21 protein-coding genes are annotated in these 21,432 nt (G+C 40.8%); 12 read left to right on the forward strand and 9 right to left on the reverse strand.

Features of this window, described 5'->3' with window-relative positions; all coding sequences use genetic code 11:
* The first annotated feature begins 1 nt into the window (after position 1).
* Positions 2-1,207 (forward strand): thiolase family protein, encoded by a 1,206-nt coding sequence (locus AC2TDL_RS13295; protein ID WP_484696570.1) that lies wholly within the window; start codon positions 2-4, stop codon positions 1,205-1,207.
* 256 nt (positions 1,208-1,463) lie between these two features.
* On the opposite strand, the gene AC2TDL_RS13300 is transcribed toward AC2TDL_RS13295, so the two are convergent.
* On the reverse strand, positions 1,464-2,684 hold the full coding sequence (locus tag AC2TDL_RS13300; protein ID WP_484696571.1) for a hypothetical protein: 1,221 nt from the start codon (positions 2,682-2,684) through the stop codon (positions 1,464-1,466).
* Here AC2TDL_RS13300 and AC2TDL_RS13305 point away from each other — a divergent pair.
* The 8 genes from AC2TDL_RS13305 (at position 2,684) to AC2TDL_RS13340 (ending at position 9,460) form a co-directional block, all read left to right on the forward strand.
* Positions 2,684-4,333: a long-chain-fatty-acid--CoA ligase gene (locus AC2TDL_RS13305; protein ID WP_484696572.1), complete on the forward strand. Its 1,650-nt coding sequence runs from the start codon at positions 2,684-2,686 to the stop codon at positions 4,331-4,333. The two genes, AC2TDL_RS13300 and AC2TDL_RS13305, sit on opposite strands and share 1 nt — an antisense overlap.
* Positions 4,326-4,718, forward strand: coding sequence for a PaaI family thioesterase (locus tag AC2TDL_RS13310; protein WP_484696573.1), 393 nt, complete (start codon positions 4,326-4,328; stop codon positions 4,716-4,718). Before AC2TDL_RS13305 ends, AC2TDL_RS13310 begins: the two co-directional genes overlap by 8 nt.
* A gap of 33 nt (positions 4,719-4,751) precedes the next feature.
* A complete protein-coding gene (locus AC2TDL_RS13315; protein WP_484696574.1) occupies positions 4,752-4,892 on the forward strand; it encodes a hypothetical protein in 141 nt (46 codons plus the stop codon).
* A 201-nt stretch (positions 4,893-5,093) separates the two neighbouring features.
* Positions 5,094-5,282 (forward strand): hypothetical protein, encoded by a 189-nt coding sequence (locus AC2TDL_RS13320; RefSeq protein ID WP_484696575.1) that lies wholly within the window; start codon positions 5,094-5,096, stop codon positions 5,280-5,282.
* A gap of 193 nt (positions 5,283-5,475) precedes the next feature.
* On the forward strand, positions 5,476-6,468 hold the full coding sequence (gene map, locus AC2TDL_RS13325) for a type I methionyl aminopeptidase (RefSeq protein ID WP_484696576.1): 993 nt from the start codon (positions 5,476-5,478) through the stop codon (positions 6,466-6,468).
* 190 nt (positions 6,469-6,658) lie between these two features.
* The gene (locus AC2TDL_RS13330; RefSeq protein WP_484696577.1) at positions 6,659-7,519 is read left to right on the forward strand and encodes a sulfurtransferase; all 861 of its coding nucleotides are present in this window, start codon (positions 6,659-6,661) and stop codon (positions 7,517-7,519) included.
* 205 nt (positions 7,520-7,724) lie between these two features.
* Entirely contained in the window at positions 7,725-8,780 is a 1,056-nt protein-coding gene (locus AC2TDL_RS13335; RefSeq protein ID WP_484696578.1) for a LacI family DNA-binding transcriptional regulator, read from the forward strand.
* Between the two features lie 308 nt (positions 8,781-9,088).
* Positions 9,089-9,460, forward strand: a complete 372-nt coding sequence (locus AC2TDL_RS13340; protein WP_484696579.1) for a sensory rhodopsin transducer — start codon at positions 9,089-9,091, stop codon at positions 9,458-9,460.
* 245 nt (positions 9,461-9,705) lie between these two features.
* Here the strand turns inward: AC2TDL_RS13340 and AC2TDL_RS13345 are convergent, their stop codons facing one another.
* From AC2TDL_RS13345 to AC2TDL_RS13365, 5 genes are all read right to left on the reverse strand, one after another.
* Positions 9,706-10,734, reverse strand: coding sequence for an ABC transporter substrate-binding protein (locus AC2TDL_RS13345; protein ID WP_484696580.1), 1,029 nt, complete (start codon positions 10,732-10,734; stop codon positions 9,706-9,708).
* A 12-nt stretch (positions 10,735-10,746) separates the two neighbouring features.
* A complete protein-coding gene (locus AC2TDL_RS13350; protein WP_484696581.1) occupies positions 10,747-12,078 on the reverse strand; it encodes an LLM class flavin-dependent oxidoreductase in 1,332 nt (443 codons plus the stop codon).
* 55 nt (positions 12,079-12,133) lie between these two features.
* Positions 12,134-12,961 carry an ABC transporter permease gene (locus tag AC2TDL_RS13355; RefSeq protein ID WP_484696582.1) on the reverse strand — a complete coding sequence of 276 codons (828 nt, stop codon included), beginning with the start codon at positions 12,959-12,961 and terminating at the stop codon, positions 12,134-12,136.
* Positions 12,962-12,980: 19 nt separating this feature from the next.
* The gene (locus AC2TDL_RS13360; protein WP_484696583.1) at positions 12,981-13,784 is read right to left on the reverse strand and encodes an ABC transporter ATP-binding protein; all 804 of its coding nucleotides are present in this window, start codon (positions 13,782-13,784) and stop codon (positions 12,981-12,983) included.
* Between the two features lie 282 nt (positions 13,785-14,066).
* Positions 14,067-14,837, reverse strand: coding sequence for a YheC/YheD family protein (locus AC2TDL_RS13365; protein WP_484701185.1), 771 nt, complete (start codon positions 14,835-14,837; stop codon positions 14,067-14,069).
* A gap of 220 nt (positions 14,838-15,057) precedes the next feature.
* Here AC2TDL_RS13365 and AC2TDL_RS13370 point away from each other — a divergent pair, with 220 nt between their 5' ends.
* Positions 15,058-16,221, forward strand: a complete 1,164-nt coding sequence (locus tag AC2TDL_RS13370) for a serine hydrolase domain-containing protein (protein WP_484696584.1) — start codon at positions 15,058-15,060, stop codon at positions 16,219-16,221.
* Positions 16,222-16,340: 119 nt separating this feature from the next.
* On the opposite strand, the gene AC2TDL_RS13375 is transcribed toward AC2TDL_RS13370, so the two are convergent.
* Positions 16,341-17,195, reverse strand: a complete 855-nt coding sequence (locus AC2TDL_RS13375) for an AraC family transcriptional regulator (protein ID WP_484696585.1) — start codon at positions 17,193-17,195, stop codon at positions 16,341-16,343.
* 16 nt (positions 17,196-17,211) lie between these two features.
* Entirely contained in the window at positions 17,212-18,222 is a 1,011-nt protein-coding gene (gene mgrA, locus AC2TDL_RS13380) for an L-glyceraldehyde 3-phosphate reductase (protein ID WP_484696586.1), read from the reverse strand.
* Positions 18,223-18,646: 424 nt separating this feature from the next.
* Here mgrA and AC2TDL_RS13385 point away from each other — a divergent pair, with 424 nt between their 5' ends.
* Positions 18,647-19,843 carry an acyltransferase gene (locus AC2TDL_RS13385; protein ID WP_484696587.1) on the forward strand — a complete coding sequence of 399 codons (1,197 nt, stop codon included), beginning with the start codon at positions 18,647-18,649 and terminating at the stop codon, positions 19,841-19,843.
* Positions 19,844-19,906: 63 nt separating this feature from the next.
* The gene (locus AC2TDL_RS13390; protein ID WP_484696588.1) at positions 19,907-20,797 is read left to right on the forward strand and encodes a polysaccharide deacetylase family protein; all 891 of its coding nucleotides are present in this window, start codon (positions 19,907-19,909) and stop codon (positions 20,795-20,797) included.
* 124 nt (positions 20,798-20,921) lie between these two features.
* Here the strand turns inward: AC2TDL_RS13390 and AC2TDL_RS13395 are convergent, their stop codons facing one another.
* Positions 20,922-21,428, reverse strand: coding sequence for a GNAT family N-acetyltransferase (locus AC2TDL_RS13395; protein ID WP_484696589.1), 507 nt, complete (start codon positions 21,426-21,428; stop codon positions 20,922-20,924).
* Positions 21,429-21,432 lie beyond the last annotated feature (4 nt).

Genomic DNA, 21,432 nt, shown 5'->3' on the forward strand with positions numbered 1-21,432 from the left:
GATGAGTCAACATTTTGCAACGCAGCAGCGAGATGCAGTTATTGTTGCTGCGGTGCGTACCGCTGTAGGAAAAGCGAGCAAAGGAAGCTTAGCTGAGGTGCGCGCAGAGGATCTAGGCAAAGCTGTGATTCAAGGCTTACTAGCACGAGTGCCTCAGTTATCGCCAGAAAGCATTGATGATATAATTATCGGCTGTGCCATGCCAGAAGGAGAACAAGGCTTAAATATGGCAAGAACAATTGCACTCTACAGTGGCTTACCAAATACTGTTCCAGCAATTACTGTAAATCGTTTTTGCGCATCAGGCTTACAGTCGATTGCCTATGCTGCAGAACGCATTCGTTTAGGCGAGGATGATGTCATTATTGCAGGTGGAGTAGAAAGCATGAGTCATGTGCCAATGACTGGCTGGCGCTTTTCACCTCATCCAGATATTGTTGACAGTATGCCTGAAATCTATATGGGAATGGGGCATACAGCAGAGGAAGTTGCTCGTCGCTACAATGTTACACGTGAGGAGCAGGATGAGTTTGCTTTAGCAAGTCATCAAAAGGCAGCATGGGCAATTGCCTCTAATGCATTTGAGGATGAAATTATTCCGATTAACGCCACACGCACTAATATTGATCCAGCAGGACGTTGTTCAACACGAACGATTTGCTTTAAACAGGATGAAGGAGTTCGACCAGCAACGACGCTGCAAGCATTAAGTCAACTAAAGCCCGCATTTGCCCGAGATGGCACAGTTACAGCAGGTAATGCTTCACAAATGAGTGATGGTGCTGCTGCATTGCTGTTGATGAGCCGAGAAAAAGCAACCGAGCTTGGACTGAAACCACTTGCGGCATTTCGCCATTACGCTGTTTCTGGTTTAGCGCCTGAAATTATGGGGGTAGGACCGATTTATGCGATACCTAAGCTTCTTGCCAAAACAGGACTTACGCTTAATCAGATTCATTTAATTGAACTGAATGAAGCTTTTGCAGCTCAATGTATACCAATTATTCGTGAGCTCAAGCTTCCATTAGAACGTGTAAATGTGAATGGTGGAGCAATTGCACTCGGTCATCCGCTTGGCTGCACAGGCTCAAGGCTAACAGTTTCGCTTATTTATGAACTAATGCGGCGTGGAGGTGGATTAGGAATTGTAACGATGTGTGTTGGAGGAGGGATGGGGGCAGCAGGCTTACTAGAGGTATACGTGTAGAGAGTGGCAGCAGGATAAAAATAAAGGGACTACGCTTTAATGAACAAGTGAACTGATGAAATGAAACCGCTCGTTGTCAAATGATTAAATGGGAAAGTGTGTTTAGGAGGTGATAATCATTTAATAGATCGATAAACCGATATGGAATGAGATCTTTATTGGAAAACGAGCAATTGCTGCTTATCGGAAGAGAGCACTACTATGTGTGAAGGAGTGTGATTGGGTATGGAATCACCTAATCAACAGCCATCCGAGGTTAATAAAAATACTCACCTTGACGATAAATTAAGCTCAATTCAAGAGGAAGAAGCACCGCAAGCAGCATCGCAAGCAGCACTGCAAGCAGCACCACAAGAAGCACCGCAAGAAGCACCACAAGAAGCACCGCAAGAAGCACCGCAAGAGGCAACCCAAGAAGCACCGCAAGAAGCACCGCAAGAGGCACCACAAGAAGCAACCCAAGAAGCATCGCAAGCAGCATCGCAAGAAGCACCGCAAGCAGCACCACAAGAAGCACCGCAAGCAGCACTGCAAGCAGCATCGCAAGAAGCACCGCAAGAGGCACCACAAGAAGCAACCCAAGAAGCATCGCAAGCAGCACCACAAGTAGCATCGCAAGCAGCACCGCAAGAAGCACCGCAAGAAGCACCGCAAGAGGCACCACAAGAAGCAACCCAAGCAGCATCGCAAGCAGCACCACAAGCAGCATCGCAAGCAGCACCGCAAGAGGCACCACAAGAAGCAACCCAAGAAGCATCGCAAGCAGCATCGCAAGAAGCACCGCAAGCAGCACCACAAGCAGCATCGCAAGCAGCACCGCAAGCAGCATCGCAAGAAGCACCACAAGAAGCACCGCAAGCAGCACCGCAAGCAGCATCGCAAGAAGCACCACAAGAAGCACCGCAAGCAGCATCGCAAGCAGCACTGCAAGCAGCACCACAAGCAGCATCGCAAGCAGCATCGCAAGAAGCACCGCAAGCAGCATCGCAAGCAGCACTGCAAGCAGCACCACAAGCAGCATCGCAAGCAGCATCGCAAGAAGCACCGCAAGCAGCACCACAAGCAGCATCACAAGAAGCAACCCAAGCAGCATCGCAAGCAGCACCACAAGAAGCACCGCAAGCAGCATCGCAAGCAGCACCACAAGCAGCACCGCAAGCAGCACCACAAGCAGCATCGCAAGCAGCACCGCAAGCAGCATCGCAAGAAGCACCACAAGAAGCACCGCAAGCAGCACTGCAAGCAGCATCGCAAGCAGCACCGCAAGAGGCACCACAAGAAGCAACCCAAGAAGCATCGCAAGCAGCATCGCAAGAAGCACCGCAAGCAGCACCACAAGCAGCATCGCAAGAAGCACCGCAAGAAGCACCGCAAGAGGCAACGCAAGAAGCATCCCAAGCAGTATCAGAAGCTGATGACTCAGAGAGCTACGACAAGCCTTGGCTAAAGCACTATCCAGCAGGAGTAAGGACTTCATTGGAATATCCTAAGGTGAATATCGCCCAATTTCTTATTGACGCGGCGACAAAATATCCTAAAAAGCCAGCGCTCACCTTTATGGGGAAAAGATTAACGTATGAGCAGCTTTATTCTGCTGCCGATTTATTAGCTCGAGGACTTGGTCGATTAGGAGTAAAAAAGGGTGATCGCGTAGCAATTATGCTGCCAAACTGCCCGCAAGCGGTAATCGCTTATTATGGTGTGCTTTTGGCTGGAGCGATTGTCGTGCAAACCAATCTACTTTATGTGGAGCGGGAATTAAAGCATCAGCTTAAAGATAGCGGGGCTGTAGCGATAATCGCGCTAGATATGTTATATCCTCGTATTGCAAATGTAAGAGGAAAAAATCCTGAGGAGGGGGATGTACCTAATCTTAAAACAGTAATTATTACTTCAATTAAAGATGGGCTGCCATTCCCAAAAAGCTGGCTTTATCCTATTAAGCAGCGCCGAGAAGGTTTTAAAGCAGCTATTCCGTATGGCAAGCACGGCTATGTCTCCTGGAAATCGCTGCTGCATCGCTCTGCGCTTTCCTATGAGCGTCCAACGCTGCCGCAGTATGATGATATTGCTGCCTTACAATATACAGGCGGGACGACAGGAACACCGAAAGGGGTGATGCTTACTCATTACAATTTAGTTAGCAACACGCTGCAAAGTCTTGAATGGTGTGTGCGTATTCGAATGGGAGAAGAACGGTACTTGGCTGCCCTCCCGTTATTTCATGTATTTGGCTTAACTGTGTTAATGAATTTATCTGTCTGCACTGGAGGCTGTCTAGTGCTGCTGCCGAAATTTGATATAAAACAAGTACTTCAAACGATTGCAAAGGAAAAGCCAACGCTTTTTCCAGGTGCGCCAACGATGTATATTGCAATTATTAATGCTGCCCGTAAGCTTGCTAAGCCGATTGATATGTCATCCATTGAAACTTGCATTAGCGGCTCCGCACCACTTCCGTTAGAGGTGCAGGATTCATTTGAAAAGTTAACGGGAGGAAGATTAATAGAGGGATATGGATTAAGTGAAGCTTCTCCTGTAACTCATGCTAATCCAATTTGGGGAAGGCGCAAAATAGGTACGATTGGTTTACCTTTTCCAGATACAGAAGCTCGTATCTTATCGCTTGAAACGGGACAATTTTTACCGCCTGGGCAAATTGGCGAGCTAGTCATTAAAGGACCACAGGTCATGAAAGGTTATTGGAATAACCCTGCTGCCACTGAAGCGGCATTTTATAAAGGATGGCTGAGAACAGGTGATTTAGCATTTATGGACGAAGAAGGTTACTTCATTATTAAAGATCGTATTAAGGATATGATTATTGCAGGCGGTTATAATATTTATCCGCGTGAAATTGAAGAAGTACTGTACGAACATCCAGCCATAGTCGAGGCTGCTGTTGTTGGTGTGAAAGATGAATACCGAGGTGAGACGGTCAAAGCATATATTGTCTTAAAGGAAAATACCGTAGCTACCGAAAAGCAGTTAGATCAATGGTGTCGAGAGCGATTAGCAGCCTATAAAGTGCCACACATTTACGAGTTCCGTAATTCATTGCCAAAATCAATGGTAGGTAAAGTGCTGAAACGCAAACTATTAGAAGAGGAATCAGACAATGAATGATTCTCATAAGGGGCTTGAGAGCAAAGGGAATCAAACCTTTTGGGATTATGTAGGCTTTGAGCTCGTAGAGCTGACACCTGCTTCTGCAAAAATTTCTTTGCAAATTCAGCCTTTTCACCAAAATGCACTGCAAATTGTGCATGGTGGAGTGTTAATGACGATGCTCGATCATGCTATGGGGTTAATTATGCTTCAGCATCGTGACTTGCGAGTCGTAACTGCAACAATGAATACGCATTTTCTTAATAATGTTTCAAATGGAAAAATTTTCTGTAAAGCGGAACTTTTACACCGTGCGAAGCGTACTATAACAATGACAGCTTCAATTTTTAATGAGCAAAATGAACGACTTGCTTATGCTAGCGGCTCATATCGGTTATTATAGATGCAAGGCATTGTTATAGGGGAGGGATCAGAGGTGTGGCAGGGTGTAGTTGCTTCGATACTTTTAGGATTTGGTGTAATTGTTGCTGTAGTTGGAGTAGTCGCTTATTTGCGTATGTATCGTAAGCAAAAACAGCATTCTCCAAAGTCACAGAATTCGCCTCGTGATTCCTAAATTACGGCGAAAATAACGTTCTGGAATACGCACTTTTATATTGTTGTCTGAAATGTTATAATAGTAAGAAAATTTACAAATATGATATCTGCATCGTGGTTAGTCAGCAAAAAGCATTGGCAATGGCTTATTAGTTTTTTAATTAGCTTTTGCGAGAGTTAGCGATAACGACACCATCCGTAATGTGAGGGAGGAGATTTCATGGCAAAGCATAGCCAGAATGAAGTCAAGGAAAGTTTGAGGGAATTGACGAGAATTTTCCAACCTAAGGATCCGAGAAAGTTCGTAAAGGATTATGTACGCAAATATCGTATTACTGGCGGCTATGAGGATGAATTGACCTCTCTTGTAGAGGATGAGCTAGATAAAATGAGGTCATCTGCGGTGTAGAAATCAGCATATGTTGGGGCCTGAAGAAATGGTAATCATTTCTTCGGGCTCTTTTTGTGTTGCGCTAAATTTAAAAGTACGTTTTAGCAGCGAAAAAATGATGAACGGTAGTGCTTCTCTTCAATAGGTTTGACATGGGACTACTTTTTATTGAATACATTTGAATAAACGGGAATAAGGAGGTGAAAAGTTATTGGTAAATATAGTAAAGACCGCTGACCAAATAAAAAAAATTGAACGCGCAGGTCGGATTGCAGCAAAGTGTCATGAGCGATTAAGTAAAATGCTTAAGGTAGGATTACGAACGAAGGAAATTGATCAATTTATTGATTGGTTTTTGACAGAACATCATGCTATTGCTGCGCAAAAGGGCTATAAAGGCTATCCTTATGCGAGCTGTATTAGCGTTAATGAAGTGGCATGTCATGGATTTCCTAGTCAATATGAATTGCAGGATGGCGATATTGTAACCATTGATTTTGTTGTAGATGTTGAGGGCTGGAAAGCAGATTCGGCACGTACCTATATTATTGGAAATGCATCCAAGGAGGCGAAACGTTTAGTACGGGCTGCCCAAGCAGCACTCTCTGCAGGGTTAAAGGCTGCTAAGGCAGGGAATTCCATTGCAGCGATAGGTCAAGCAATTGAAGAGCGCGCTTCAAAAGACGGGTATCAAGTCGTTACTGCATTTGCAGGACATGGAATTGGTGAGCGTCTGCATGAAGCTCCACAGGTGCTGCACACCAGCAAGCAGCCACCTACATCGTTAATTTTAGAGGAAGGGATGGTCATAACGATAGAGCCGATCTTATCGGCAGGTTCTCCAAATATTTATATTGCTGCCGATGGTTGGACAGCATATACCGTTGATCATTCATTAACGGCTCAGTTTGAGCATACGATTGCAATAACGAAGGGCAATCCTAAAATCTTAACTGCTTTATCGGAAGTACAAAGTGCACCAAAAAAATCTGGGAGGGAAAAGCAAAGGAATTTTTCTGCTAGTCAGCCGAAAAAAGAGCAATCTATCCGCACAGCGAAAGCAATTATTGCGCAGTCTGGAGACGTTAAAGGATTGCCGATACTACTTAACAATGCTGGTCCGACTAAAGTGATAAGAGCGAGTCATATTGTGCCAGGCAGTAAGATAAGGAGTAAGAAAGGAAAAAATAAGGAGGATCGCTAGAACACAGGTCTTCATATGCACCATTAGTGGATAATTAGCTATGTACGGCCTTGGAGGTTAAGCTAGTGTATCACTGCAAATTGCGCTAAACTAGATTAAAGTAGTAATAACAAAAGAGAGTAATATATATAAGAGTAGTGGTTAATACCCCTATATTCGAGCAAGAACGATGGTCAAGGAGAGGATATAAATGTCGTACTTTGTGACGCGTGAGTGGTTATTAAAGCGTCAGCAATTACCAGACAAATTAGTTATTGTTGATACGCGCTATGATTTGATGGATGCTGATGCAGGAGAGCTAGCTTATCTTGCAGGCCATATACCTGGTGCATATTACGCAAGTTTAAGTCATGATTTATCAAGCAGAAAGCGACCAGATGGAGTAGGCGGGAGACATCCGCTGCCTGAGCCGGAGAAAGTTGCTAAATTTTTTGCATCGATCGGAATAGAACCTGGTGCTACAGTTGTTGCCTATGATGATCAAGGCGGAGCAATGGCATCCAGATTATGTTGGCTGCTGCAATGGATTGGTTTTACAGGTGAGGTTTATGTGCTGGAAGGAGGTTATAGCGGCTGGGAAGCAGCGGGTCTGCCAGTTTCAAAGGAAGTTCCTAAGCGACTTAATGATGCTACGCTTCCTGTACATCTTCAAAGCGATATGCTTGTAACGCAGGACGAGGTAAAACAAGCTATCAAAAGCGGAGATACGATTATCATTGACTCTCGCGATGGTGCGCGCTACCGCGGGGAGTTAGAGCCAATTGATCGGGCAGCAGGTCATATTCCAACTGCGATTAACCATTTTTGGCAAGAAGGTAAAAACGCAGATGGTACCTGGAAATCAGCAGAGCAGCAAGCAGAGCGTTTTAAAGGCATTGCTAAAGATGCCAACATTATTGTTTATTGCGGCTCAGGTGTAACCGCAACGCCGAATGTATTTGCTCTAAAGGAAGCGGGTTATCGCAATGTTAAGCTGTATGCAGGTTCTTGGAGCGAATGGAGCAGTAATTCTGAGAATCCAGTTGCTGTTGGAGAAGAGAGCAGAAAATAACTGTTAATTTGATAAATTTCATTCCCCATCACTATTGCTATGTAGGCAAGGTGATGGGATTTTTTATGCATTTGTATTATTGATATTTTACTATATCCGTAATTTAATCGATAAATTATCTAGAATATGGCAAATTTTCATGATATATTGGTACTAGTCGAAGCATGCCTTCCTGATTAAATGTTCAAGTAAAGGAGGATAGAGGATGAAGAGAGTTACTGTGTACGACATTGCCAAGGAAGCTAATGTCTCTGTAGCAACTGTATCACGGGTATTAAACAATACTGCTCCAGTAAAACAATCAACAAAGCAGAAAGTCATAGAACTCATTGAAAAGTATCAGTTTCAACCGAACGCACTTGCTAGAAGCTTATTTAAAAAGGAAACTGGCATGGTTGGTGTTATTGTTCCTGATATTACAAATCCATTTTTTCCATCCTTACTTGCAGGATTAGAGCAGCAAGCTCGCAGTCGCGGCTACACAATCTTTTTATGTGACACTGTCTCAACACAAGGGGATTACCATGGACAATATGGACGTGAATCACAATATTTAAATTTATTATTAGAAAAGCAGGTCGATGGCATTGTTTGGATAGGCGGACGAATTAATTTAGCAAAACCTGATGCAGAATTGATTAAAGAAGTGATTGATGTCAGCAAACGGGTGCCATTGTTATTAATTAATGGAAATTTGCCAAACTCCAAATTAAATCGAATATATGTTGATGAGAAAGAAGGCGCAGAGCAAGCAACTCAATACTTAATTGACCTTGGACACAAAAACATCGCCTTCGTAGGTGGATATAATTATATGTCCAATACGATTCAGCGCTTGCAAGGATTTACGAAAACAATGAAAAATAACGGATTGCAGGTGCGTAAAGAGTGGATATTAGACGGAGATTTCTCGGTTGAAGGAGGCATTTCATACTTTAACCAGTTATCTCGGGGAAAAGAGAGGCCGACGGCGATATTTTGCGCCAATGACTTAATTGCTGTCGGGGTAATGAAAGCAGCTCATCGCGCAGGAATACGTATTCCACAGGACTTGTCGATTATCGGCTTTGATGATATACCGTATGCGACTCACAGCATTCCAGAGCTAACGACAGTTTCATTAAAAGCTTATGAAGTAGGTCGGATGGCAGCCGATCGCTTGTACGATATGATTAATGGTAATAGAAAAGGAAACGGGAAAAGTATAAAAGTAAAACCTCAATTAATTATTCGTGAATCTACAGCCGTTTGCTCAAAATAAAAGGTAAGCATATAGTATGAGAAAACAACTAAGCTAACTGTATTGAAACTAAAAGCTGCTTATCTTGGCTTGAGCAATTTTATTCATAACAAATGTAACGGGTTTCATGTATCGGGTTTCAAAATAATATTAATGGGTTTCAAAATAATATTAAATCCCTAGCTTACGTTAAGTCTGCTCAATTGAATAAAAGTAACTATCAATGCAAGAAATATCAAATTTTACTAGATTATGCGCTATAATGAAATAGATCTTAATCGATCACAATTTTATTATTCATCATAGGAATAAAAGAGGGAGGGATCATAATGAATAAGGCAATAGGCGAGAAGCAATGGGTGATTCCAGATGGTTATATTCCACCTGAAAGCTCTGGCAGCTTAGTAAGTCATGAATCGATTTGTGTACTGAATTGTTCAACAAAGGAGGCTAATTTAAGCATTTCTATTTACTTTGAAGATCGTGATCCAATGCTAAATATTCCTTATGTATTGCCAGGTCAACGGACAAAACATATCCGTACCTCATCATTGCAGCTTAATGGCGAGTATATACCAACAGGCGTACCATATGCGATTTATCTTGAAAGCGATATTCCTGTTGTTGTTCAGTATAGCCGCTTAGATTCAACACAAGCTGAAAATGCATTAATGTCGGTTATTGCTCATCCTATTCGTTAAAAGAGTTTTGTATGCGTTTACAGTCATATTCTAGTTTATAGTCATGAGCTAATAGAGCAAATAGAGTTTATCGACATCCGCTTTTTATGTGGACTACAATAAATACAATATTCAGGAAATGCAATATTCAAGCAAGATCCAATACAAATAAATACCAATTCCCGATTACTATCATTGGCGAAGCGGTCGGGAATTGGTTTTAGTTAGCTCTATTGTTCTTTCACATAGTTCGGAGTAGTTTTATGCTATTGAGCTTGGGCATAAGGATTAAATTCATTTGTATACAGATCCTCCGCTTTTATTTCACCTGGCTTTAGCTCGCCAGTTTTTTCAAGCCATTCAATCCATATACTAAAGTTACGGTCTTCAATGACGCCGCCTGTTGTAACAATCCCTGGACTTTTCCAATACTTTAGATTTTCTGTCGATTCATTGCCTGGACGAGCAGATACAATTTTTTCTAAGCGAGCAATGACTTCTTCACGCGGAGTTTCTCTTAGCCATTCGATCGCCTTAGCTACACCCTCAGTAAACGTTTTAACGGTTGTTGGATTTTTCGCGATATATTCTTCAGTAAAGAAATAATCGCCTGCTGTAAAACTTCCGCCGAAAATATCAATATCTCTAAAAAGCTCTGTCAGTCCGCCACGTTCTAAGGCAAAGTCTCTAGAAATACCGCTTAAAATGACAATATCAATCTGTTTATTGCGCAACGTTTGCTCGGCAGTCGCGGAAGGAATTGTAACTAGCGTAACCTCATCAATTTCCTTTTCTGTTAATCCACCTTGTCGTAAATAGTCTTTAACAAGAAATTCAGCATGGGCACCTAAAATATTCATTCCTACCTTTTTCCCAATAAAATCTTTAGGCGAGGTTATTCCGCTGTTTTCAAGCGCATATGCCCCCATATAGGTGTATTCATCGCTGCCATAAGAAGCAACCACTGCTTTAAGCTTTACATTTTTTGCAACAGCCTTAATCGTTGCTCCATTAAAGGCAGAGCCAAAATCAATTTCTCCCATCGCGGTAAGTTGAATGCTTTCTGGACCACCAACATTATTACTTACTTTTTCTAGCTTAAGATCACCTAAAAAGCCTAAATCTTCTGCCAGCTCCGGAAAAGAAACAGAGCCTGGTGTACTTTGATATTGCAATACTTTATCTTCAGCTGAGCCGTTTGTTGCAGCTTTACTAGCTGAAGAGCAGCCACTTAGTAAACTAGCAATGAAACTGCATAATAGGATAAATGATAGCCATGTTTGTTTATTGTTCATGAACGATACTCCTTACACTTGAACACGATTTGAAATCGGCTTTGGTACAGACAGACCTAAGTTTTCACGCAACGTAGTTCCTTCATATTCTGTACGGAATAAACCGCGGCGTTGCAGCTCAGGAATAACTAGATCAACGATATCATTTAGTCCATCAGGGAAAGTAGGAGCCATGACATTAAAGCCATCAGCCGCATCATTTTCAAACCATTCTTGTAATTTGTCGGCGATTTGCTCTGGTGTTCCGATAATTTCCCAATGTCCTCTTCCGCCAGCGATAAACTCGTAAAGCTCACGAATTGTTTTTAATCCTTCACGCTCAGCAATTCCGCGCACAAGATTGGCACGAATTTGCGGATTAGTTGGGTCATCAATTTCAGAATGAGTTGGAATTGGACCGTTAACATCGTAGCCAGTCAGGTCAACACCAATAAAGTTGGATAAATATTTAAGCCCTGCATCAGGTAAAATGAGCGAATCAAGTTCTTTACGCTTTGCTATTGCTTCAGCCTCTGTCTTCGCTACTGTAATGAATACTCCAGGCATAATTTTTAGCTCATCAGGTTTGCGTCCATATTTTGCTAATCGGCCTTTTAGATCGCGGTAAAAGGTTTGTGCTTGCTTCAACGTTTGCCAGCCTGTAAAGACAACCTCTGCAGTTTTTGCTGCTAGCTCCTTGCCAGATTCAGAGGAGCCAGCTTGCACAATGACTGGATGGCCTTGCGGTGAAGTAGGGGCATCCAACGTTCCTTTAACTTTAAACCATTGACCTTGATGATCGACAGGATGAACCTTAGTAAGATCAAGGTATTTGCCGCTTGCTTTATCAATGACAAGCGCATCATTTTCAATGGAAAGCCATAGCTTCTTCACTACTTCTACAAACTCCTCGGCACGTACATAGCGATCAGCATGGGCAAGATGTTTTTCTCTGCCGAATAAAGTAGCTTCCCTTCCGTTAGCAGAAGTAACGACATTCCATGCTGCTCTTCCTTTAGATAAATGATCAAGCCCAATAAATTTGCGAGCAACTTGGAAAGGGTCGTTATACGTCGTTGTAAGTGTTGCAACTAAACCGATATTGTTTGTTACTGCAGTTAATGCAGATAAAATAACAACAGGATCTAATTTAATGCCAGAAGGTGAGTTTTCAAAAAGCTCTTGTCCGAAGCCATCTGCAAAAAAGATCGTATCGAACTTACCGCGCTCAGCGATTTGAGCTAGCTCGATAAAATAATTTAAGTCTAATGTGCGCTCTGGGAAAGTAGAAGGATGGCGCCAGCTTGCAAAGTGATGACCTGGCAAATTAAAAAATGCACCTAATTTCAATTGTCTTTTTGACATAACAAACACACTCCTATTATTCAGATATGAATACTTTGTTTTTATTAAAAAAAAATTATTCCGCAGGATCTTGCTTCCAACGAGATAATCTTTTTTCAAGAGACAGTAGACCGTAATTAATGATTAATCCGAGAATAGAGATTGTCACGATGCCAGCATACATTTCAGCGATTAGGAAGTTATATTGCGAATAAGTGATAAAATATCCTAACCCAGCTTTGGCACCAACCATTTCAGCAGCAATTAGTACGAGAATGGCGCTTGTTCCCGCCATTCGAATTCCTGTAAACATGGTAGGAATCGAAGCAGGGAGAATCACTTTATAAAATAGAGCAAAGGACGAAATATTCATTGAGCGAGCAGATTTTATAAGCAGCGGATCAACGTTGCGCACTGCAGCTATCGTATTTAATAAAATGGGCCAAGTACAAGCGAACAGAACAATGGCAATTTTCGAGGTTTCTCCGATTCCAAAAAATAAAATAAATACTGGTAATAGCGCTAAAGCTGCTGTGTTGCGAAACACCTCCAAGATCGGATTTAGTAAATCCCGTACAAATGGATACCAGCCAATTAACAGTCCTAATGGTATGGCGAAAACAATCGCTAAGCCAAAACCAGCCAAGGAGCGAATAATGCTTGCATTAAAATGAGTAAACAGCTCATTGCTTAACAGCATGTTCCACCAGGCAACAGCAACCTCAGAAAAAGCAGGGAAGAAGGATGCATCGACTAAACCGATACGAGGAGCAATCTCCCAAACTGCTAAAAATAGCAATATAATAATGGATTGTTTAAACAGCTTCTGAAATGAAAAGAGTGAATTGAAGGAGACTCTGTTTATTTTGCTTGCTGATTTCACTTGTTTACTAATTGCAACCACTAGTTTTTCCTCCTTTACATTAGATATATTGTCCTGCATATTCTAACTCGTGCAGGTAGTTCCAAACCTCGCTGCGTGCTTTCACAAACAGTGGATTAGAGCGAATGTCTGCATCGGCTAGACGATGGGTAAGCGGAATATCGACGATTTTTTTTACACGCCCTGGATTCGCTGACAAAATAACAACGCGTTGCCCAAGATAGACAGCTTCATCGATGCCATGGGTTATAAAAATAATCGTTTTTTTCGTTTTTTCCCAAATGCGCAGCAGCTCGCTTTGCAGCGTTTCGCGAGTTTGCGCATCTAAAGCCGCAAATGGCTCATCCATCAACAAGACATCTGGATTAAAGGCTAAACTTCTAGCTATCGCTACACGCTGCTTCATTCCACCAGATAATTCATGCGGGTAGCGATCGGCAAATTTGCTTAAGCCAACCAGTTCTAAATAATAGTCGGAAAGCTCGCGCCATTCTCGTTTTGGAATACCTTTTGCTTCAAGTCCAAATTCGATATTGCCTCGCGCCGTTTTCCAAGGAAATAGCGCATATTGCTGAAAAACTGTACCGCGATCTAGACCAGGTCCTTTAATTTCTTGACCATCCAGTAAAATTCGTCCTTTAGTCGGAGTAGATAGACCTCCTAACAGATCAAGCAGAGTTGATTTCCCACAGCCGCTTGGGCCGACGATCGTAAGAAATTCTCCTTCTTTTACGCTAAAATCCATATTGCTGATCGCTGTAAATTGCTTGTATGCCCCTCGTTGCGTGTTATCTCGTACGGAAAAGGTTTTTGTAACATTTTCTACTCTAATTTTTTCACGCATAGCTCATACCCTCCTTTTATTGCACTATCAAGTTGTACAAAAAAAGCCCCTATTTCACAAAGAGAGTGAAAATAGGAGCCTTAAGCTGACTTATCGGCTTCATTAATGTAGTTCAGACAATATCTAAGTAAACTTATAGGAATAGTTTAACATGTTTTTTGTTGGTGTCAACCCCTGTTTTTGGGAAAAATAAAAAAATTTAAAAACAAATAAAGACACCAAAAGGTGCCTAATATATCATCTTTTTATATGTTTCTGTATCGTAATGGGTTGCCGAGTATGTTAACCTTTACGCCCATATTGCTTGGCATAAGATAATATTTTTCGATAAAGCTTGCCATTATTTATATGCTTTAACGGATAAAATTGCGGACGTGTATTAACCTCTAATATCCACAGATGACCTGATGTATCTAACGCAACATCTAATCCGAGCTCGCGATAGCCATTGCTTTTTTGAGAAAATACTTTTCCTACCTTTTTGCCAAGCTTGCGCATTTTATTTTTCAAACTGGATCGTTGTGCTTCGCTAATTCCTGCTCCAATTAAGGTAGCATCGATTAATTGCAGTGAGCCGCCTTGATGATAATTTGTAGTCACTTTATTAGCTTGCCCGACTTTGCAAAATAGTGCAGTGGTTTCCCAAACATCGTTGTTTGTTTTTTGGACCATAACACGTATATCGAACGGATTGCCGTTGCTTTTCGCTAGCGAAATTCCTTTTTGCAAAATAAAGGAACGTTTTCCGGCAAATTTTTTTAACCATTGCACTAAGCCGTTCATTGATGAAAATTTTTTCTTCGAGGAGTTATGCTTGGCAATATACTGTTCCTCTTGTTTACTTATTTTCACAATTTTTGATCCGCCTGAGCCATCAATTGGCTTGAAAAATACTGTATCGTATAAATTAAGCATATTTTCTAAGTTTTCTTCTGTAAAGAGCTCAGTGTGGGGAATATATTTCTTTATATCATCACTTTGCAATAACCATTTTGTTTTAATCCATTTATTTTTATGTGAAATACTTTTATAGCGCGCTTTAATTGTAATCACCTCCTGCAAATTGTAACAAGCTCCATTTAATGCGCAGAAAGCTGGAACCAACGATAACCAACGATATATACTATGTCGATTAGCCGTTATAGGGCATGGCATATACCTAGATGAATTGATTAATTTTCATTCGGCTTAGGGTAACGCTTTCATATTTTCCTAGTTTTCTTATTACTAGATAGATTATAATGGAGGAGTAGTATCAATAAGGAGGGTTAGGATGAGCACATTTAAGCATTTAGATCAGTTGCTGTCAGGCTTTGTAGAAAAGCAAATTGCAGGCTGTGGCTGTATTGTTGCACAACGAGGCAACATTTTGTATGAAAATTATTTTGGCTATGCTGATCGCGAGCGCAATATTGGGATGAATGAGCAAAGCATTCATCGTTTATTTTCAACTACAAAAGTTATTGTATGTACAGCAGCATTATTGCTTTTTGAGCGCGGTCATTTCTTATTAAATGAGCGGCTTGATAAATATTTACCTGAATTCAGCAATATGCAGGTTGTTCATACAGCGAGCAATGGTTCGGTAAACATCCAACCAGCTCAATCTCCGATTTTAATTAAGCATTTATTTACAATGACGGTAGGTTTACCTTATCCAAATGAAGAGACAATTACGGGCAGAGAGCTTAAACATTTTGTGACCGAACTGCAAAGAGAAGGCAACTATACGTTGGAGCAATTTATTAAGAAGATAGCACAAGCGCCATTATTGTTTGAGCCTGGAACTAATTGGCGTTACGGTTATGGACATGACATTTTGGCGCGCCTGATTGAAGTAGTTAGCGGAATGAGCATCGAGCAGTTTTTACAGCAGGAGCTTTTCCAGCCGCTAGGAATGAACGATACAGGCTTTACCTTTAGCGGCAATCAAGCAGAACGCCTGGTTACATTGTATGTTGATGATAACCATGGAGGAATAAAACCGTTAATTCCTGCTTTTGACGATGAGCGTTTCCAGCCTGGAGTAGCATACCGTGGCGGAGGTACAGGACTATTTTCAACGCCGCGTGATTATACAAAATTTGCACAAATGCTTGCAAACGGCGGTATGCATGACGGCAAGCGCATTATTGGACGAAAAACGATCGATTTAATGCGGGCGAATCAGCTAGATGGGCAACTGTTAAAGCAATTCCAAGGACCTTATACAGAAGGGTATGGATATGGTCTTGGCGTTCGAACATTAATCGATCTAGCTGGTTCGAACGGCAACGGGTCAGTAGGCGAGTTTGGTTGGACAGGAATGACGGGAACATATGCGCTAATCGATCCAACAGAGCAATTATCGATTGTTTATATGCATCAACGGTTTCCTAATCTAGAAGTTGAGCATCATTTGCGCGTTCGTAATACAGTTTACGGTTGTTTAGAATAGTAAAGATAGTTTAGCTGCTTTCATAAGCAGAAAAAAGCTACGATAATCGCTAGCTGCTAGTGATTATCGTAGCTTTAGTTTTATTAAAAGATAAAGCGTGTTGCCTGCAACTTCTGCTACTATCTCATTGCATATAGCGCTTGCTGCTCTAAACGATATTGAGTTGGCGAGACACCTATTGACTTCTTAAACATTTTTGAAAATTGCAATGGATCCTCATAACCAACAGACCGCCCAATATCGCCTACTAATAGCGAAGTATCGCACAACAGCTCGCAAGCCTTTTTCATTCGATATGAGATTAAATAATCTTGCAAGCTAATTCCGATAACTTCCTTGAACAGAGAGCTTAAGTAGCTGCGCTGCAATCCAACAAATTGAGCGATCGATTGCACCGTTATTTTATTTGCATAGTTGACTTCAATAAAATGAACAACCTGCGAAATATATTGCTCCTTGCTACTATCGTTACCTTTAGCTTTGGCTTGCTGTTCGGAGCCACGGCAATCAATCATTGCGGAAAGCCATAAATAAAGCAATCCCGTTAGCTTTAGTTCTCTGCCAGCTCTCATATGTTTAGATTGCTTCATTTGCTCAATGCTTTGCTCAAAAAAATCAATTTTATCCCAAGTGTAGATTGGTGATTCATGGGAAAGCTGAGCTAATCTAAGCAGGCTAGAAGCCTTAATTCCGTTAAAGCCAATCCAACAATAAGTCCACGGCTCAACTTCATCTGCCTCATAATAGCAAACAGTATTAGGTGTAATTAGAAAACCTTGTCCTTTTTTTAGCTCATAGCGCTTCCCACTGATTTCAAATACACCTTTACCCTCTAAAATATAGTGAAACTTGTAATATTCCCGTATAGCGGGTCCAAAGGAATGACGTGGTTGACAAGCCTCGCGACCGTATTGGATAAGATACAAGTCGGGTAAGTGAAGATGCTGTGGCAAAAATTCAATAAATTTATCCACTAGCTGACACCTTTAATTAATGGCTCGCGCTAAGATAAGCAGCCACGATTTTGTCAATACGAGCGAGTTCCTCGCTGCTAAAGCTTAAATTATTTAAAGCAGCGACATTTTCTTCAATTTGACTTACACGACTAGCTCCGATTAATGCAGATGTCACTTTTCCATCACGCAGCACCCATGCTAGTGCCATTTGCGCTAAGCTTTGTCCACGCTCGGCAGCCAGTTCATTCAGCTCTTTTGCCACTTGTACATGCTTGTCAGTAACGCTGTCAGCATTTAAAAATCTTGAATGTCCTGCAGCGCGAGAATCAGCAGGGATACCGTTTAAATATTTATTAGTAAGAATACCTTGCGCTAGCGGTAAAAAGGCAATGGTTCCGATGCCTTCCTGCGCTAGAACATCCTGCAGACCATGCTCAATCCAACGATCAATCATATTATAACGCGGTTGATGAATAAGGCATGGTGTGCCGAGCTCCTTAAGCACTTTAGAAGCAGCAGCAGTTTGTTCGGCATTGTAATTGGACAGTCCGACATAAAGCGCCTTGCCTTGACGAACAAGGTGATCCAGCGCTGCCATCGTTTCCTCGATCGGAGTTTCAGGGTCTGGACGATGATGATAATAAATGTCTACATAATCTAAGCCGAGACGCTTTAAGCTTTGATCAAGGCTAGCTACTAAATATTTACGAGAACCCCAGTTACCATAAGGGCCTTGCCACATATCATAACCTGCTTTTGTAGAAATAATAAGCTCATCACGATATGGTGCCATATCAAGTTTTAGGATTTTACCAAAATTTTCTTCAGCAGATCCATATGGCGGGCCATAGTTATTAGCGATATCAAAATGCGTAATCCCAAGATCAAAGGCACTGCGTACCATCGCACGGCCATTTTCAAATATGTCTTGTCCACCAAAGTTATGCCATAAGCCTAAAGAAATGGCTGGCAGCAGTAAACCGCTTTTTCCACAACGATTATATTTCATTTGCTGATATCGTTCAGCCGAAGCAACATACGTCATTATCAGTCTCTCCTTAAATTGAACTAAAGTTCTGTAAATTTGCGAAAGCTTTTTATAAATTTGCTCTAAGATTCTCTTAAACTTATCTTAAGCACTTCTTATTTCTTGTTAAGAAGTTTCTAGAATCTCTTAAAAATTTATTAAACTTAGCTTCATTATATAGCTTAATAATGTATATTACATAGCGTATCGTCACTTTTATATGTCAAAATGTATTGTAGTATAACGTCATAACGGTTATGTATATGGCATAATGTGGTCTAGTAAATAAATTGACAAACAATATAAATTCATTAATAATTGGATAGTATTCAACCATTGAATATCGTTGCACTCATGAACTGGCATAAGTAACTGCGGAACAAGCATTCCGCAGTTGTTTCATTTATATTTCTAAAATTAGTAGAAAGAAGGAGTTATTTGTATGGCTCAAGGAGCAACTCTTGCAAAAAGGGATAAAATTCCCGAATTGTCTGTGCTGCGTGCGATTGCTATTATTGGCGTCTTAAGCGTTCACTCTACTTCTGAAGCTGTAAGTACAGGCATGATTCAATCAAATTGGTTTTTTCTTTACAATTTTTTTAATATCTTTTTAAAGTTCGGTACAACAACATTTATATTTTTAAGTAGCTTTGTCTTATTCTATAACTACTATCAACGTCCATTTACGAAAAAGCTAGTAACGAATTTTTATCAGAAAAGATTATTGTATATTATTATTCCATATATTATCTTTTCGCTTTTCTATTATTTTATTAAATTTTATGGCGTTGCTAGCTTGCCATCGTTTAGTGAAATGCTAAGTCAAATTGGGCAAAGGTTGTTGCGAGGCAATGCCCATGCGCATCTTTACTTTGTATTTATTAATGTGCAATTTTACTTGCTATTCCCGCTATTCTTATGGGTTTTGAAAAAATTTCCTAAGTTGACGTATGGTTTAATCTTCTTCGGGATTGCTGTACAGTGGGCATTCTTTATTATTAATAAATATTATTTACCAGAGCCAGTTCCGGCACGCGGTAGCTGGTCACTAAGTTATTTCTCTTATTATTTCCTTGGTGCCTTCCTCGGTATACATTGGGATAAATGCAAAAGATGGTTAATTATTAACAAAGAGAACTTTTCAAAAGGTCGCTTGGCAGGCTGGTTAACATTAGGGATTGTTTGGCTTGCGGCTGGTTTAACCCATGTTTATATTTGGCATCAAACTCGCTTAAAGCTAGACAGTTTTAATACAACATTTATCGATGCAGTGTGGAATTTGCATGCACTAACTACAGCAGTAGTATTGTTTATGCTAAGTCACTTGATTTATCGTCACGCGGCTGGCTTTATTAGAACTACACTTTCAAGATTGGGTGAGTTAAGCTTTGGTATTTATTTGTTCCACCCATTTGTATTGTTAATTTATCGCAAGTTCCCTGTAACTTCAGGAAATATTTTGTATCATCATCTATGGTATTTAGGTGGATTTTTATCAGCACTAATTATTTCTTGGATCGTTGTAAGTTTAACTGCTCGTATTTTTCCTAAGCAGAACTGGATTTTATTCGGCAATATTCCGACTAAGAAAAAACAGCTTCCTGCAAAAGAGCAAACAACACCTAGTGTCGGAGCTTAATTTTAAGCTTTCATCATAAATATGCTTTTTTAAATTTCTGAATGGGAAGTGGGGAGTTATAGGTTGAAACGACGGTTATTTTTATTAAGTATTGTGCTTCTGCTCTGTGCGACAGTTTTTAATTTCAGTAGTTTATCTGTACAAACAGCACAAGCTGCACAAAACCAAAAAAAGTCGAGTAAAACATATTACAGTAATAAGGTTATTGTGCTTATGTATCACCATATTGATGCGACAGAAAGCGGAGCGACGATATCTCCGGCTCGTTTTGGCACTCATCTAAAGTTATTGAATGACCGTGGTTACAATGTTATCTCGATTGAGCAATTTTATCGGTTTATGCTTAAAAAAGAGAAAGTACCTGACAATGCAGTAGTTATTACATTTGATGATGGTTATGACAGTTATCGCAAATATGCAGCGCCATTGATGAAAAAATATAATATGGTAGGTACGAATTTTATTATTGGGCAAAGCTCTGATTTGAACAATGTAGCGATTCCTCATTTAACATGGGATAGTATGAGAAAGCTAAAGGAAGAAGGCCATAGCTTCTACAATCATACGTACAACTTGCATAACTACGCTAATCTTAATGAGAGCGGTACGAAAACAGGACCGCTGTTAAAAAGTCGCATTTATTTGAGTGAACTTGGCCGAGTTGAAACTGAGCAGGAATATAAGCAGCGGATTACTGATGATTTATCGTTTATGGAGCAGCGATTAAAAGAAGAACTCGATAATGAGTACAGCATGATTGCTTTCCCATACGGTGCTTATAATGATACTGCTAAGAAAGTATTAAAGGATCTTGGTGTTAACCTGTTCTTTACGATCAAGGCAGGCATCAATAAACCGGGTAAAGATGAAGTTTATCGTTTGAATGCAGGAACTCCAAAAATGACTGCAAACAAATTTGTTGAATTGTTAAAGCAATATCATGATAAAAAATAATTAAGCTAACCTCTATGTACATGGAGTATTGCCCCTTGCGAGCAAATTCCATGACTGCATAGAGGTTTTAGCAGGTATCCATCTTATTAGCTGTAGACACAATAACGAGTGAGCTTCCAACGCTTTATTTGTTGGAAGCTTTATTTTTTGCTTCAGTATTCCCTTGATAAACCATACAGTAGACCAGCTTACTGTTACCGCGATAAAACACTTCATACTCGTCAGTGATGACAAAGCCAGCTTTGCTGTAGCAGGCAATAGCACGTTTATTCCAGCATTCTACTTCGAGGTCAATTTCTGCATTAGGATCGAGCGCTTTAGCAGCTTGTACTGCGAGCTCAACGGCATCGCGACCAAGTCCTTTATTGCAATAATTTGGCGCAAGAAAGATAGCAAGTCGGATAACGAGCAGCATAGGAAATAGTTGAATAAATCCAACCAACTGTGTTTGCTGATAAAGCGCACGATATTGCTGCTTGCGAATTTGTTCATTGGCAAACTCTATATCTTGTTCGGTCATCTCGTTCCAGGAAGGAAGATTATAGCAATCATAAGGCGCTTCATATCGCCAATGACAAATTTGCATAGCATCTGAAATAGACATTGGTCGCAGTTCAAGCATGTTTGACATTAGA

This window comes from Paenibacillus sp. plas6 (assembly GCF_057221655.1).

Bases quoted from the DNA above. Each gene is read 5' to 3' on its own strand.
- mgrA (WP_484696586.1), bottom strand. From the start codon at position 18,222: ATGACGTATGTTGCTTCGGCTGAACGATATCAGCAAATGAAATATAAT.
- AC2TDL_RS13330 (WP_484696577.1), top strand. From the start codon at position 6,659: ATGTCGTACTTTGTGACGCGTGAGTGGTTATTAAAGCGTCAGCAATTA.
- AC2TDL_RS13335 (WP_484696578.1), top strand. From the start codon at position 7,725: ATGAAGAGAGTTACTGTGTACGACATTGCCAAGGAAGCTAATGTCTCT.
- AC2TDL_RS13345 (WP_484696580.1), bottom strand. From the start codon at position 10,734: ATGAACAATAAACAAACATGGCTATCATTTATCCTATTATGCAGTTTC.
- AC2TDL_RS13385 (WP_484696587.1), top strand. From the start codon at position 18,647: ATGGCTCAAGGAGCAACTCTTGCAAAAAGGGATAAAATTCCCGAATTG.
- AC2TDL_RS13360 (WP_484696583.1), bottom strand. From the start codon at position 13,784: ATGCGTGAAAAAATTAGAGTAGAAAATGTTACAAAAACCTTTTCCGTA.
- AC2TDL_RS13395 (WP_484696589.1), bottom strand. From the start codon at position 21,428: ATGTCAAACATGCTTGAACTGCGACCAATGTCTATTTCAGATGCTATG.
- AC2TDL_RS13350 (WP_484696581.1), bottom strand. From the start codon at position 12,078: ATGTCAAAAAGACAATTGAAATTAGGTGCATTTTTTAATTTGCCAGGT.
- AC2TDL_RS13295 (WP_484696570.1), top strand. From the start codon at position 2: ATGAGTCAACATTTTGCAACGCAGCAGCGAGATGCAGTTATTGTTGCT.
- AC2TDL_RS13300 (WP_484696571.1), bottom strand. From the start codon at position 2,684: ATGAAGTCCTTACTCCTGCTGGATAGTGCTTTAGCCAAGGCTTGTCGT.
- AC2TDL_RS13310 (WP_484696573.1), top strand. From the start codon at position 4,326: ATGAATGATTCTCATAAGGGGCTTGAGAGCAAAGGGAATCAAACCTTT.
- AC2TDL_RS13320 (WP_484696575.1), top strand. From the start codon at position 5,094: ATGGCAAAGCATAGCCAGAATGAAGTCAAGGAAAGTTTGAGGGAATTG.
- AC2TDL_RS13340 (WP_484696579.1), top strand. From the start codon at position 9,089: ATGAATAAGGCAATAGGCGAGAAGCAATGGGTGATTCCAGATGGTTAT.
- AC2TDL_RS13370 (WP_484696584.1), top strand. From the start codon at position 15,058: ATGAGCACATTTAAGCATTTAGATCAGTTGCTGTCAGGCTTTGTAGAA.